This window comes from Paenibacillus turicensis (genome assembly GCF_017873435.1).
GTDB classification, from domain to species: domain Bacteria; phylum Bacillota; class Bacilli; order Paenibacillales; family Paenibacillaceae; genus Fontibacillus; species Fontibacillus turicensis.
Genome location: NZ_JAGGKG010000006.1, coordinates 145168 through 159301 on the forward strand (window position 1 = coordinate 145168; position 14134 = coordinate 159301).

A 14134-nucleotide genomic window follows, 5' to 3' on the forward strand; every position below is an offset into this window, starting at 1 on the left:
TAGCTAGCAGTGACAGTTAATAGTCACCGGTTCGTTCCGTTATCAACTTTAAGAACAAATGAGGGTGGTACCACGACACATTCGTCCCTTGACGAATGTGTCTTTTTGTTTTTATTTTCAACCTTCACAAAATTAACAAGAAAATTTAGGAGGAATCCAAAATGAAACAACGCCATTTCGTTATGCCAACCCTAAGAGAGACGCCGACAGAAGCAGAAACAGCAAGCCACCAGCTTTTGCTTAGAGCTGGCTTCATTAGAGGGCTAGCAGCAGGGGTTTATAGTTACCTGCCACTAGCTTATCGGGTTTTAAACAACATCATTACGATCATAACTAAAGAGCTAGATAAAGTAGGTGCACAACAAACACTGATGCCTGTAATGCAACCTACAGACCTATTCCACAACTCAGGCAGATATTCTGTATATGGCTCAGAATTAATTACCTTCAAAGATCGACATGAACGTGATTTTACATTAGGTCCAACACATGAAGAAGTGATAACTACTTTAATTCAAAATGAATTTAGCTCCTATCGTCAGTTCCCTTTTACGATATATCAAATTGGTAATAAATATAGAGATGAAAAAAGACCTCGCTCAGGTCTTCTACGTGTGCGTGAATTCATCATGATGGATGCTTATTCGTTCCACACAGAATGGGAGAGCTTAAATACATTTTATGAGCAAATCCATCAGGCCTATAATAACATTTTTAATCGCTGTGGTTTAAATTTTCGTAGCGTGGAGGCAGACGCTGGGGCAATGGGTGGAGAAGGTGGCTCGCATGAATTTATGGCATTGTCTCCAGTTGGAGAGGATATCATTGCAATAAGTGAGGATGGTACATTTGCATCCAATATCGAAAAGGCAGAGGTCAGGCTTGGATCAGAGCACAAACCGCCAATACATGACCCTAATCTTAACATTGAAAAGTTCCATACCCCTTCTCTACATTCGATTACACAACTAACCGAAGCTCTAGATGAACCTGCCTCTAGCTTTATTAAAACGTTAATTTACGTTGCAGATGATAAACCAGTTGCTGTGTTAATCCGTGGGGATCGAGAGGTAAATGAGATTAAGGTACAAAATTCACTTTGCTGCACTTCATTGCTGCTAGCAGATGAAAACATCGTAAAGGAGGTTACAGGTGCACCTGTTGGCTTTGCAGGTCCAGTTGGATTAAGCATCCCACTGCTAGTTGATCAAGAAATTTTGACTATGTCCAATGCAATCACGGGTGCAAATGAATGTGATTACCATCTTCGATATGTTAAGCCAGGTATAGACTTTGTGGTTCAGCAGATTGGGGATTTTCGTAATGTTGTACAAGGCGACCTTAGCCCACATTCGGATAGTAAATTAAGGTTAGAGCGAGGAATTGAAATTGGGCACATTTTTAAATTAGGGGATAAATACAGTAAGGCTTTTGACGCAACTGTTATGGATGCAGAGGGACAGAGGAAGCATCTTATTATGGGATGTTACGGCATTGGTGTATCTCGACTAATCGCTGCCATTGTTGAACAAGCCCATGATGAGCATGGTATCATTTGGCCCGCTGCTATCGCTCCATTTCAAATTCATATCATCCCTATCTCTATTAAAGATGAAGCACAAATGAAAGTGGCTGAGCAGCTTTATGACCAGCTACAGGTGAGAGGGATTGAAACGTTATTAGACGATCGAGATGAACGTCCAGGCATTAAATTCAAGGATGCAGATTTAATTGGTATTCCTGTGCAAGTCATTGTTGGCAAAGGGATTACAAATGAAGTTGCATATGTTGAGGTCAAAGAGCGAAGTAGCCATATTAAACATAATATTTCGCTAGATCAAGCAATAGATTATGCTACAAGCTTGTTAAAAAAATCGTAGATATAGTAACAGATCAAAAACAAAGTAAATTAAGTATTCTGAGAAAGAAGGAAGTAATCCGCTCCTAGTTTATGTACTGGAACCAGTGTACTAGAATCAGTAGAATAAACTCTACGGTTGGTTACTTCCTTTTTATTACCTTTCAACTATTTTGACACCTTCAAATAAGGTTGCCATATATAAATTTTTGCCGTCATAATCGATATCTGTTACATGGGAGCCTAAGGAAACCGATACCAAGTTTGGTTTTTTCCCTCCCCAATATACAATCTTATATAAGCCACGATCTGTACACACATACAATTGATCCCCAGACGGGACAATCGCAAAAATAAAAATATCATCAAAATGAAACCGATCGCAGTTTCCCTCCAAATCAACAACTACAAGCTCACCTTTATCTGTTGTTCCAAGTACATGGTTTTTACTAGTCGCAACACTAGTCACTGCATAACCAAAATCACAATCTAGCCATCTACGTGTATAACGATTGTATAGGGATAAGCCTTTTCCAAGCGCCATCACAATATATTTTCGTAGAAATAAAAAATCGTACAAGACGGAGGAGGTACGAATAATCATCTCCCAATTCCCCTGATGTCCCTGCCCCTCTGCCCCATGTATAGATGTATGTTGGCCTACTAACATATCCTCTGGCCCATAGGCTTCCTCTGCTAAATCTAACCGCCACAACCCACAAGAAGTGGCAGCTAACATGCCGCCTTCTCGAATCCGAAATTGATGACAATCTAATACTAATCCTTTAAAAATCCATTCCCCATTTTTCCACATATATAATCCTTCATTGGTAGAAGCAAATAATTGATCACGCTCCACATGAAGACGGTTAATCAAAGTCCCTTCAGGTAACCCCTCCATCATCGGCTCCCAGTCTGAGTGAATCGTGCGTTTTACTAAACCTCTACCTAATGGGGCAGCTACAAGTGTATGATTATTTATTAATTTAATAGAGGAAAAATTCAATATTTCAGAACCAGAACCATCACGATTTCTTGAGTCTTTCATTTTATCCCCATCCTATCTCCCAATGATTAGTACTATCTTAATTGATAATAATTATCATTGTCAATTAGATTATCAAACATAAAATTTACTGTATAAAACTGTAACCTCCTTTTGCCACGTGCATACATTGTTATGTAGACACATACCTAACCATTTCTAAGGAGGAAATAATGATATGACACACACAGTTCGACCTGGTGAGTCCTTATATTCGATTGGTCAATACTATAATGTGAATTGGATGGAAATCGCTAGAGCTAATGGCATTACTGCACCTTACACCATTTATGTAGGCCAGGTTCTAACCATTCCTATGTCCACACCGATGCCAATGCCAGTGCAGCAACATGTTGTACAGCAAGGTGAAACATTAAGCAGCATTGCTGCGCAATATGGCACAACATGGCAAGCTATCGCTCAGTTAAACAACATTAAAAACCCTAATGTCATTTTCCCTGGCATGGTACTAAAGATTCCAAGCTAATTAAAATCATTGGATATAGCGGGAAATTTCGAGTTGCACTAGGCAAAGATTGAGCAGGAATAAAAGCAATTTTTAAGGAGATCAAAAGGTGTTATACCCTATGACCTCCTTTTTATATTGGTTATAATTGGACAACTCAGCACTTCACGATGTACTATTTATTTTATTAAGTTAAGAAATGATTATGGAGGGTGATCCCATGAAATTCAGTGAATATGCTTATGAACGTCCAAATGTAGAGCTACTAAAGGAAAAATTCAACGCTTTATTTGAAGAGATGAATCAGGCGGACACATTTGAAAAACAAAAAAAGGTAGCTGAAGACCTTAATGAGCTACGTATGGAATTTAATAATTCGCAAACGCTCGTGAGCATACGCCATTCCATCAATACAGAAGATGAATTTTATAAGGCTGAAAAAGATTATATGGATGAAAATGATCCCATCATTCAAGAGTATTTCTCAAAATTTTATAAGGTGATGGTGGATTCACCATTTAGAGAAGGTCTTGAGGAAGCTTGGGGCAAACAATTTTTTAACATCGCTGAGAAGATGCTTCGTACCTTTAGTCCTGAAATTATTGAGGAGTTACAGCTTGAAAATAAACTTTGTACACAATATTCCCAGCTTATTGCTTCTGCAAAAATTCCATTTGAAGGTGAAGAGCGGAATTTATCCCAGCTGACCCCTTTCCAGTTGTCTACAGATCGTGACATGCGTAAGCGGGCTTCTGAAGCCAGATTTCATTTCATGGCACAACACGAGGATGAGCTAGATCGCATTTATGATGAGCTAGTGGGGGTACGTACACGTATTGCACACAAGCTTGGTTATCCTAGCTTTGTAGAATTAGGTTATGATCGAATGCTAAGAACAGATTATAACGCGGAGATGGTTGCTAATTTCCGAAGACAGGTCGTCGAGGAAATTGTTCCTGTATGCCAAAGCTTGAAAAAACGTCAAGCGAAACGTCTGCAAATGGACACACTAAAACATTTTGATGATGACTTTAAATATACGACGGGGAATGCAACTCCAAAAGGAACACCAGAACAAATTATCGCCAATGGGGCAAAAATGTATAAAGAAATGTCACCTGAAACTGATAAGTTTTTCAGCTTTATGCAGCAAAATGAATTAATGGACTTAGTTAGTAAAAAGGGCAAGCAAGCTGGCGGCTATTGTACATATTTATTTAAGCAAAAAGTGCCATTTATTTTTTCTAATTTTAATGGAACTTATGAGGATGTAGACGTATTAACTCATGAGGTAGGTCATGCCTTTCAAGTGTATCAAACTGTCTCACTACCTGTACCTGAATATGCATTTCCAACCTCAGATGCTGCGGAAATTCATTCAATGAGTATGGAGTTTTTTGCATGGCCTTGGATGGAGTTATTTTTTGAGGAGGATGCGGATAAATACCGTTTCAGTCACTTAGCAGGCGCACTTGAATTTATTCCTTATGGTGTATTGGTTGATGAGTTTCAGCACGTCGTTTATAGCCATCCCGAAGCTACCCCAGCAGAGCGCAAGCAATATTGGCGTGAACTAGAACAAAAATATTTGCCTCATCGTGACTATGATGGACTAACTTATCTAGAGCAAGGTGGATTCTGGCAAAAGCAAAGCCATATTTATACCACACCATTTTATTACATTGATTACACCTTAGCACAATTATGCGCACTCCAATTTTGGAAAAAATCAAAGGAAAACTTTGAGCAAGCGTGGCAAGACTATTATAATTTATGTAAAGCTGGCGGTAGCTTGTCTTTCTTGAACTTGGTGGAGCTCGCAGGCCTTCAATCTCCATTTGAGGATGGTACAATTCACAACGTAATTAAGGATATTACGAACTGGTTAAATGCGATTGACGATCAAGCTTTATAATCTATATCTTTTAAAAAGACGTGGAACTTGTATAAGTTTCCACGCCTTTTTAGGTTCAATATTAAGTTAACCGATTGGAGTAAAGTGCTGTTTATTTTGCCATATTTGCAGCTACTCGTGCTTGGTCAAATTCCTTAGAAAGCTCTTCCTTTGTTTTTCCTTTGCTGACATTCAAATGATAATAAATATAATAATCCTTTACTTTATCTAAATAAGCTTCATTTTCCTTTTCCCACTTATAGTAGGATAACATGGCAATTTGCCCTACATCATTGAGCTCTAACTCATGAGGTTTTTTAGTATCTAGTGTTTCCTTCATTTCTGCTGTAAATGTCCCTGGAATCACTGGAGTAGTAGAATCCACAAATTTATTTTGGTTTATGTATACAAATACAAGTCCAGATAATAAGGCAACAGATATAAAAATATGTAGAATTGACTTCTTAAGACTTCCTTTTTTGAAATACAAATAATTAAAAAACATCATCATTCCAATTAAAAAATAAACACCAAGCACACCTGCAATAATATTAATTGTATTCTCCAACCTTTTCCATCTCCCTATTTCATTTTACTCATTTTTTATATATGAAAACAGACTAGTCTAGTATAACGATTCAAAAAAGCCATAATCTATCAGTCTAAAGTACCCTTTTGATTCCAATTAAAGACATTCATCTATTTTCAAATTAAACTATTTTATTATAGTTGTATGGAGGGAAACACATGAAGCTTCAACCATTTTACAATGAATATATAAATTTAAAGTTTTATAGAGGGATTAAGCGAGTACCTTTGACAGCATTGACGGAATTTGAGTTTGGTGAATTAGAGGACGGAGAAACTGTTTTATTTTTCAAAAAACATCCCGAACAACCCTTCGTGAACTGGACCTATGATTTACAGCCTCCTGATCCAAATTACAGCACAAATCCCCATTTGAAGCCTGTACTTGCTAATGCCTTTAATCAGCTTGACGTTTATGATGAGCAAACTTTATTTTATTTGTTATTTACGATAAACAGCACCACATCTATTAGTAATATTAATGGATATAACAAGATGAATGATTTTATGAAAAACTTTGCATTTTTACAGCTTACCCATGTGACTAAACTAACTGCTTTATCAATAGAGCAACAACAGCAATTAAGAGATTTCTTTTGGTTTTTTTATTTGTACGCACACCCTGTTAATGAGGAAACGTTGTATTCCTGCTCCTTTCAAGGGTTGGACGGCTCTCATCTTGTGCATACGAAATCAACAATTTCTTTAAAATCTTATTTTGCAGAATATCATGACTATTATAAAAATAATCTCCTTCAATACAATGAAAAGATTGGCATTTCAGAAGAAGAAATTGAGGCATGTAAAAATCTTAGTCTCGCTTTGCTTCAAGCTATTGAGGGAAATTCAGGCCCACTGTATTTACCTCATGGTGATGGATTAGAGGATATAATTGCTCTGATTAATGATGTGAATTTGATGTTAGACATGTATAACAGTAATAAGGATCAGCTTTGGTCTATCATTAAGTCATTTCTTCATAGAAATGATACTTCTCCTTATGCTCAATTTTGCTTTGATGTGTTGCTTCAGAATATCGTTTGTTACATATTTTATTTTGAGCTTGAGGCATGTGAAGAGATGGTAAAGTCGTTGCAAAATGAACCTTCATCGTGTGGGAAAATTGTAAATAAAATGTTTGGGGATACAATTTTTATGCAAAGGATCTTGTGGATACATCAGATTGATATTATGCAATATGAGCATATTATTGCTTATTTTAACGAAGAGAATCGTAGCTATTATTTAGCTCAAAGTTAAATAGGGGGATAGCATTTATGCTCCGACGAACGAGGGGGTTCATCATCCCTGCTGGAATACGACAAAGACTCTCCTGACGGAGAGTCTTTTTACGTCCCAGAAGGGATACTCGCACTCCGGTGCGAGACTCCGCTCCTTCTGCCACTGCGTTTGGCATTTTTGCTCCGACGAACGAGGGGGTTCGTCATCCCTGCTGGAATACGAAAAACTCTCCTAACGGAGAGTCTTTTTACGTCCCAGAAGGGATTCGAACCCCTGACCGACGGCTTAGAAGGCCGTTGCTCTATCCAGCTGAGCTACTGGGACATGGTTATATGTAATAAAAAAAGAACGCGTTTTTTATTATACCTTATTCCTCATTATTTTGAAAGGATTATTTTGGTATGGGCGTGGATGTGCCTATCTATGCAAACTTTTAATCACATTCTTCAAACATCCCTTTCTCTCCCCTCGCATAATCTGTTATTACGTTTAGGGCAGCGTTTTGAATAAGAGTTTGCAATAAGAGATGAGTGTGTAACAGAGAGGAGAAAACCTACATGTGTGGAATTACAGGTTTTATAGATTGGAATAATGATTTACATCAAGATATGAAAATACTTGAAAATATGACTGCTTGCTTAGCACCACGTGGGCCAGATGCTGCAGGGACATGGATTCAGCTTCCTTGTGCTTTTGGACATCGTAGATTAAGTGTGATGGACCCTGAAAATGGTGCTCAACCGATGATTATTCAGGAGGAGGATACGACCTTTGCCATCGTTTATAACGGTGAAATTTATAATGCGCCCGAACTAAAGCAGGCTTTAATTGAACGTGGACGTCATTTCAAAACAACCTGTGACACAGAAGTACTTCTCCAAGCTTATATGGAATGGGGTCCTGATTGTGTTAGTAAGCTAAATGGAATTTTTGCGTTTGGAATTTGGGATAGTGTACGGGAGCATGTATTTTTTGCTAGAGATCGGTTAGGGGTAAAGCCACTCTTTTATAGCGAAATCGAAGGTACACTTATTTTTGGCTCCGAGTTAAAATCAGTGCTACAACATCCGAAGGTAAAGCCAGTAATCAAGCGGGAAGGTTTAGCAGAAATTATGCTGCTAGGACCTGCTCGTACACCTGGACATGGTGTGTTTGAACAAATACATGAGCTAAAGCCAGGACATACGATGATTTGGAATCGAGATGGCTTGCGTATTAATTGCTATTGGCGGCTTGAAGCACTTCCTCACACCGACTCGATCCCAGAGACGGCTTCCAAAATTCGAGCGTTGCTTCAGGATACAATGGATCGGCAGCTTATTTCAGATGTACCTGTCTGTACCCTGTTATCTGGTGGGTTAGATTCTAGTGCATTAACTGCACTTGCTGTAGATTACTATAAACGTACAGGGCAAGGTCAAGTACACACCTTTTCCGTAGATTACGTTGACAATGATAAATTTTTTACAGCGCATAGCTATCAGCCTGGTGCCGATGCACCTTGGATTAAAAGAATGGTTAAAGAACTTGGTACCGCACACCATAACATTTCATTTGATACCCCTGAGCTTGTAGATGCTTTAGCACCGGCTACGTTAGCACGTGATTTACCAGGCATGGCAGATGTGGATGCATCCCTCCTCCTCTTTTGTAAGGAAATAAAAAAACATGCAACCGTAGCGATATCCGGGGAGGCAGCAGATGAGGTTTTTGGCGGGTATCCTTGGTTTCACCGTGAGGAATTACTGAATGCTGGAACTTTCCCATGGGCAGTAGCGGGTGACTTCCGAGCTAGCTTGCTTAGTCCAGACATTGCTGACTTTTTAGCACCAAAGCAATATATGAAGCAACGTTATGAAGAAGCGATAAGTGAAGTGCCAAAACTTGAAGGGGAAACTGAGGATGAAATACTCATGCGTAATATGTCGTATATTAACATTACACGCTTTATGCCCACATTACTGGATCGGAAGGATCGCATGAGTATGGCGGCAGGGCTTGAGGTTCGCGTTCCTTTTTGTGATCATCGCTTAGTACAATATGTATGGAATATTCCTTGGCATATTAAGGCAACTGGGGATCGTGAAAAAGGAATTTTACGTCTCGCTTTAGAAGGGATTTTACCAGAGGATGTATTGTATCGTAAAAAAAGTCCTTATCCAAAAACACACAATCCCGCTTATTTAGAGGCAGTAAAAGGACAGCTATTACAAGTACTTGAGGAGCCTTCCTCACCGATTTTACCTCTTATAGATGTAGCTAAGATTAAGACGTTAGCCACTTCATCTGATAGCAGCTCTCTTTTACCGTGGTTTGGACAATTAATGTCTGGCCCTCAGTTATTTGCTTATTTAACACAAGTGAATCAATGGCTAAAAACGTATCATGTTACGATAAAATAAGTACGGTTAAATTGAATTGTACTGTAAAAACTGCCTCAGCATGTAGGTGCAAGGCAGTTTTTTTCGTCCATATTTAGGAGAAAAACACACAAGTCGGCTATTAATTGTGTCATTTAAGGGCGACGGGGATCAATAATAGAATATTGAATCTCTTCCATATAGGTGTCAAAGGCTTCCACGCCTTTGGACAAAATCAGAGCCGCCTCCTGGGTAGTAATAGGTAGCGCCCATAACAATTGCACCTCCTCATCGCCTACTGCGATCTCCTCCAGTTCTTCACTTTCTCCTCTAAGCTCGTCCAATAAAAAGGCTTTTGTAGACCAGCCTATAGGAGCAAGTTGACTTTCTTCCATCACTCTTGGGATCAAGTCATCATTGACTACTTCAATGTGATGAGCGATCAGATCACTTACATAAGAAAATATGACATCTATCGATTCCCCACCAAGATCGTCAACCAAAGCCATCATCCATTCCGTACCCACGCATTGTCCATTAGCACGAAGGGCCGCTGATAAGCCAACCGTCGCAAATCTTGCCACACCATTCCCGCTACCGCCACTACGTGCAGGAAAGTAATATATTTCGATGTTTGTCCCTTTGTCAGGTTGACTGAACGAACTAAGCGTAACTCTATACTCTGGCATGGACCATTCTTTAATATAGGCTCCTAAAATGATAGTCCTTCGAATATCAAACGCCAGTATGTCCTCTTTGCTTGATGCTGTGCGCATGGTATACACGTCCTTTCATCCTTGTTCTTAACGTTGCTTCGTCCTTAATAGGAAAAACAGGATTTTTTGGATTGCCGACTCTATTCTAGTCGGATTCATCAAATGTTAAATCAGCCCATTGCCCATCAACAACGGATAATAACACTTGAGGAGCTAGCTCAATTTGCACACCAATTTTGCCCCCACTCACTATGATCGTGTCTTTAACCTCCGCCATTTGTGCGATAAAAGTAGGGTAACGCTTTTTCATACCAATTGGAGAGCACCCACCACGAATATAACCAGTTACACTGACCAGTTCCTTGACAGGCAACATTTCTATTTTTTTTGCTCCTGCTGCCTTGGCAGCCTTCTTCAAGTCAAGCTCTTGCTCAACTGGGATGACAAAGACATAATAATTTTGTCCTGCATGTGCAACTAACGTTTTATACACAATACCAGCGTCTCTGCCAATTTTGGCAGCTACGGCAACCCCATCTATTTTGCCATCCTCTGTCTCATAGGACAACATCCCATAGGGAAGCTTTTCTTTATCTAAAATTCGCATTGCATTTGTTTTTGCTACCGCCATACTCGTTTCTCCTTTGTTCCAATAAATACAGGTTAAGTCCATAATATAAAGAAGCTGCACTAGTAGCAAGGAATACTTGCTCTAATACAGCTTAGATTCGTCCTAACGCAGTAGGAGGTGAAAAGGCGGTAATAGATAACCTTGAGTGAGTTTTCACACACGCCCTAGCTTCTCCACCAGTAGCTTCAATGCTTTTCCACGATGGCTGATCGCTTGCTTTTCTTCCAAGGTTAGCTCCGCAAACGTTTTTTCATATTCAGGCACATAAAATAACGGGTCGTAACCAAACCCTCCCCCACCAGCGGCTTGAGAAGTAATCCAGCCCTCTGCAATTCCTGTCGCCTCTGTAAACTGCTTCGTATGAGGATCATAAAGTGCCAAGTGACACATAAACTGAGCAGGGCTTAACAACGGCTGCGCAGTGTCTTCCCCTTGATGGAGCTGCTCCAGCTCCTGTAGTAGCTTGGCATTATTCGCCTCGTCATCACTTGGTTCACCCGCATATCTAGCAGAATAAACCCCTGGAGCCCCCTGTAATGCATCTACACAAAGTCCAGAATCATCTGCTAAAACAGGTTTACCAAGCAAGTCACCCACTACCTGTGCCTTTTTACGTGCGTTATCTGCAAAGGTTTCTCCATCCTCCACCACATCTGGGATATCAGGATAGTCATACATGCTTTTTACCGTCTTACCTGTAAATTGAAGTGCATGTGCAAATTCCTTTACCTTACCTTGATTACGCGTAGCTACGATAATCACTTCGTCATCTTCATTGGGCTGATTTGATCTATTTGTATCTGTCACATTATTTGTCATCCAATTTTCTCCGTATGTTTATTTCCAATTTTAGCTGCGATATCGCCTAATGCTTCTTTTTGCTGTTCAATCATTTCTTTAATCCCTTTTTCTGCAACATTCAGCAATGCATCAAGCTCTTGCCGTGAAAATGGGCGTTCTTCTCCAGTGCCTTGCAGTTCCACAAATTGCCCTTGTCCTGTCATCACCACATTCATATCAACTGCTGCTTTAGAATCCTCCTCGTAGTTGAGGTCAAGTAATGTTTTGTGGCCTACTACACCTACACTGGTAGAAGCTAAAAAGTCTGTAACGGGAAATTCTTTTAAATCATGTTTTTTAACCAGCTTATCAATCGCAATCGTCATAGCTACAAACGCACCTGTAATGGAGGTGGTACGTGTGCCACCATCCGCTTGTAAAACATCACAATCGATCGTAATAGAACGCTCACCTAATTTATTTAAATCAACGACAGAGCGAAGTGCTCGACCTATTAATCGTTGGATTTCCATGGTACGTCCACTTAATTTCCCGCGTGCGGATTCACGTTGATTTCGTGTATGGGTTGCTCTAGGCAGCATAGAATATTCAGCCGTGATCCATCCCTTGCCTTGTCCTTTCATAAACATTGGGACTTTTTCCTCGACCGTAGCCGTACATAAAACCTTTGTTTCTCCTACTTCAATATAAACAGAGCCTTCTGCGTATTTATTCACATCTACGGTCAATTTCATCGGCCGCCGCTCGTTTTCCTCACGTCCGTTTATTCTCATGCTTAACCTGCCTCCCACTTACTGTTCATGCTGAAAATACAGCTTATACTTAATAGTACTCTTTATACTTTCCCCATTTTACCAAAAGCTAGCCATAAAAGCATCAATGGTTCGTTACTTGTTATAAAGAATAAATAACGTTTTAGGACTTGTTAAGGACAAAACTTTATCCTATCTTTATCTGTAGGAATACCCTTAACTACTTCTTGCCACTTATTATTTTGGAATACTTCGTATGACTCAAAGGCACAAGGCAATCCGTTAGCAGTCGCAATGTCGCTGCTATCCATAAGTTGAAAATGTAAATGGGGAGCAAATGAATTACCAGAGTGACCCACCCTACCAATAAATTCACCCTTTTTTACATGCTGACCAACTTTAACTTGAATAGATCCTTTTTGTAGATGGACTAACGCTGCATATATATCTTCAGAATTTTTTATAATAATGTAATTACCAGCAATAGTCTGCACATCGTCTGTTTTTGCATCAAAATAATGAGCATTTTTATAGGCACTAAATAGATCTGACACAATATTTGTTCGGTTTTTTTCTTCATAGCCATCTTCTGCTTCAAAAACAACTCCGTCAACAGGTGCAAATACTTCTTTTCCCCAACAATAATATTCATAAATGGGAATCCCAAAAAGAAGATACTTAGTTAGACTACCTTGATAAGAAGGTAACCCCTTTCTTCCCCAATCTACTTGTATGAAGTCATAAGCATATCTTGTTCCAAATTTGTTTGTACCATGACTCGGAATTTTTGTTCCAGGTGTATTAGGTGCCATCCATTCTCCACGTAATGGAAATTGTACAATTGTTGGCTTACGCACATCGCTCAACTCCTCAGTAGTGACTTCCCTACCTACATCCTTCAAAGAAATAAGTGATACAAGAACAAGAATAAGAATAATACTGAATGTTAAACTGACCCTTATAAACCTCCGCATTGGATCGCCCCTTATTCTAGAATCACCTCACCTATAAAACAATTTCCTTAACTCTTCAAGATTTTCATCCAAAGTTTCAATGATAGATTGATCATCCATAATAGAAGCTTTTAATTCTCTGATATTGTCTAATATTTGATTAGTAAAACCTACATTGGTCCAAAGGATAAACTGCTTACATTTTTCAATATTTAAACCTGCTCTAAACTTAGAAGTATCTATTTGGTCAAAAATTTGGAGATCACATGATGATTGCCTATTGATTGATCTTTTCTCCAACTCTTTGTTTAATTCCTCAGATTTAGTTACAATAGATAGTTTTTCAAACTCAAGAACGGAAGGATATTGCTTAATCAAAGCAATTTGAAGTAAATAGGATTGGCGTAATCTAGAAAAGATATCTTTTTCTGAAAAATCAATTTTTTGAAAGTACTCTTTTTCAAGAAGCTCAGTAAAATAGTCATAAACAAACAGGAAAAGCTCCTGCTTATTATTTACATAATGAAACATAAGAGCTTTAGAGATTCTTGCCTCTTTTGCAATTACATTTGTGGATGCATCATCAAACCCTCTTAATGTAAACTGCTTCAACGCTGCATTTAAGATGACATCACGTCTTTTAGACTCTAAATCAAATAATTTAGTACGCATATGGAATTCTCCCTTAAAAATATTTAACACCATTTACCTATTAGGTCAATGTCATTATACCCTCATTTACCTGTTAGGTAAACAAATGAATTTACTAATATTATAATCATACCTAGAATATCTCGATGTAAATGCAAAAAAATACGCCTCCTATAA

13 protein-coding genes and 1 tRNA gene are annotated in these 14134 nt (G+C 38.9%); 5 read left to right on the plus strand and 9 right to left on the minus strand.

Annotation, left to right across the window (positions count from 1 at the left end):
- Nucleotides 1-161: 161 nt before the first annotated feature.
- Complete coding sequence (locus tag J2Z32_RS08250) at nucleotides 162-1880, plus strand: proline--tRNA ligase (RefSeq protein WP_210088682.1); 1719 nt, start codon at nucleotides 162-164, stop codon at nucleotides 1878-1880.
- A 135-nt stretch (nucleotides 1881-2015) separates the two neighbouring features.
- On the opposite strand, the gene J2Z32_RS08255 is transcribed toward J2Z32_RS08250, so the two are convergent.
- Nucleotides 2016-2906 (minus strand): hypothetical protein, encoded by an 891-nt coding sequence (locus J2Z32_RS08255; RefSeq protein ID WP_210088683.1) that lies wholly within the window; start codon nucleotides 2904-2906, stop codon nucleotides 2016-2018.
- A 175-nt stretch (nucleotides 2907-3081) separates the two neighbouring features.
- On the opposite strand from J2Z32_RS08255, the gene J2Z32_RS08260 reads away from it, so the two are divergent.
- Both J2Z32_RS08260 and J2Z32_RS08265 read left to right on the plus strand, forming a co-directional pair.
- Nucleotides 3082-3390 carry a LysM peptidoglycan-binding domain-containing protein gene (locus J2Z32_RS08260; RefSeq protein WP_210088684.1) on the plus strand — a complete coding sequence of 103 codons (309 nt, stop codon included), beginning with the start codon at nucleotides 3082-3084 and terminating at the stop codon, nucleotides 3388-3390.
- Nucleotides 3391-3589: 199 nt separating this feature from the next.
- The gene (locus J2Z32_RS08265; RefSeq protein ID WP_210088685.1) at nucleotides 3590-5284 is read left to right on the plus strand and encodes a M3 family oligoendopeptidase; all 1695 of its coding nucleotides are present in this window, start codon (nucleotides 3590-3592) and stop codon (nucleotides 5282-5284) included.
- Nucleotides 5285-5375: 91 nt separating this feature from the next.
- Here the strand turns inward: J2Z32_RS08265 and J2Z32_RS08270 are convergent, their stop codons facing one another.
- The gene (locus J2Z32_RS08270; RefSeq protein WP_210088686.1) at nucleotides 5376-5831 is read right to left on the minus strand and encodes a hypothetical protein; all 456 of its coding nucleotides are present in this window, start codon (nucleotides 5829-5831) and stop codon (nucleotides 5376-5378) included.
- Nucleotides 5832-6010: 179 nt separating this feature from the next.
- On the opposite strand from J2Z32_RS08270, the gene J2Z32_RS08275 reads away from it, so the two are divergent.
- Complete coding sequence (locus J2Z32_RS08275) at nucleotides 6011-7111, plus strand: hypothetical protein (protein WP_210088687.1); 1101 nt, start codon at nucleotides 6011-6013, stop codon at nucleotides 7109-7111.
- A 232-nt stretch (nucleotides 7112-7343) separates the two neighbouring features.
- Here J2Z32_RS08275 and J2Z32_RS08280 read toward each other — a convergent pair.
- Nucleotides 7344-7417 (minus strand) — tRNA-Arg (locus J2Z32_RS08280).
- A 233-nt stretch (nucleotides 7418-7650) separates the two neighbouring features.
- On the opposite strand from J2Z32_RS08280, the gene asnB reads away from it, so the two are divergent.
- A complete protein-coding gene (asnB, locus tag J2Z32_RS08285) occupies nucleotides 7651-9495 on the plus strand; it encodes an asparagine synthase (glutamine-hydrolyzing) (protein WP_210088688.1) in 1845 nt (614 codons plus the stop codon).
- A gap of 113 nt (nucleotides 9496-9608) precedes the next feature.
- On the opposite strand, the gene J2Z32_RS08290 is transcribed toward asnB, so the two are convergent.
- From J2Z32_RS08290 to J2Z32_RS08315, 6 genes are all read right to left on the minus strand, one after another.
- Entirely contained in the window at nucleotides 9609-10229 is a 621-nt protein-coding gene (locus J2Z32_RS08290) for a suppressor of fused domain protein (RefSeq protein WP_210088746.1), read from the minus strand.
- Nucleotides 10230-10314: 85 nt separating this feature from the next.
- On the minus strand, nucleotides 10315-10800 hold the full coding sequence (ybaK, locus tag J2Z32_RS08295; protein ID WP_210088689.1) for a Cys-tRNA(Pro) deacylase: 486 nt from the start codon (nucleotides 10798-10800) through the stop codon (nucleotides 10315-10317).
- 153 nt (nucleotides 10801-10953) lie between these two features.
- Entirely contained in the window at nucleotides 10954-11619 is a 666-nt protein-coding gene (locus tag J2Z32_RS08300) for an XTP/dITP diphosphatase (RefSeq protein ID WP_210088690.1), read from the minus strand.
- On the minus strand, nucleotides 11616-12374 hold the full coding sequence (gene rph / locus J2Z32_RS08305) for a ribonuclease PH (RefSeq protein ID WP_210088691.1): 759 nt from the start codon (nucleotides 12372-12374) through the stop codon (nucleotides 11616-11618). The genes J2Z32_RS08300 and rph overlap by 4 nt, the downstream gene beginning before the upstream one ends.
- Before the next feature lie 152 nt (nucleotides 12375-12526).
- Nucleotides 12527-13210, minus strand: coding sequence for a M23 family metallopeptidase (locus tag J2Z32_RS08310; RefSeq protein WP_342453936.1), 684 nt, complete (start codon nucleotides 13208-13210; stop codon nucleotides 12527-12529).
- 144 nt (nucleotides 13211-13354) lie between these two features.
- A complete protein-coding gene (locus tag J2Z32_RS08315; protein ID WP_210088693.1) occupies nucleotides 13355-13978 on the minus strand; it encodes a TetR/AcrR family transcriptional regulator in 624 nt (207 codons plus the stop codon).
- Nucleotides 13979-14134: the final 156 nt, after the last annotated feature.

Coding starts and splice junctions, on each gene's coding strand:
- J2Z32_RS08315 (WP_210088693.1), bottom strand. CDS start 13,978: ATGCGTACTAAATTATTTGATTTAGAGTCTAAAAGACGTGATGTCATC.
- J2Z32_RS08260 (WP_210088684.1), top strand. CDS start 3,082: ATGACACACACAGTTCGACCTGGTGAGTCCTTATATTCGATTGGTCAA.
- J2Z32_RS08265 (WP_210088685.1), top strand. CDS start 3,590: ATGAAATTCAGTGAATATGCTTATGAACGTCCAAATGTAGAGCTACTA.
- J2Z32_RS08275 (WP_210088687.1), top strand. CDS start 6,011: ATGAAGCTTCAACCATTTTACAATGAATATATAAATTTAAAGTTTTAT.
- J2Z32_RS08255 (WP_210088683.1), bottom strand. CDS start 2,906: ATGAAAGACTCAAGAAATCGTGATGGTTCTGGTTCTGAAATATTGAAT.
- J2Z32_RS08250 (WP_210088682.1), top strand. CDS start 162: ATGAAACAACGCCATTTCGTTATGCCAACCCTAAGAGAGACGCCGACA.
- ybaK (WP_210088689.1), bottom strand. CDS start 10,800: ATGGCGGTAGCAAAAACAAATGCAATGCGAATTTTAGATAAAGAAAAG.
- J2Z32_RS08290 (WP_210088746.1), bottom strand. CDS start 10,229: ATGCGCACAGCATCAAGCAAAGAGGACATACTGGCGTTTGATATTCGA.
- asnB (WP_210088688.1), top strand. CDS start 7,651: ATGTGTGGAATTACAGGTTTTATAGATTGGAATAATGATTTACATCAA.
- rph (WP_210088691.1), bottom strand. CDS start 12,374: ATGAGAATAAACGGACGTGAGGAAAACGAGCGGCGGCCGATGAAATTG.
- J2Z32_RS08300 (WP_210088690.1), bottom strand. CDS start 11,619: ATGACAAATAATGTGACAGATACAAATAGATCAAATCAGCCCAATGAA.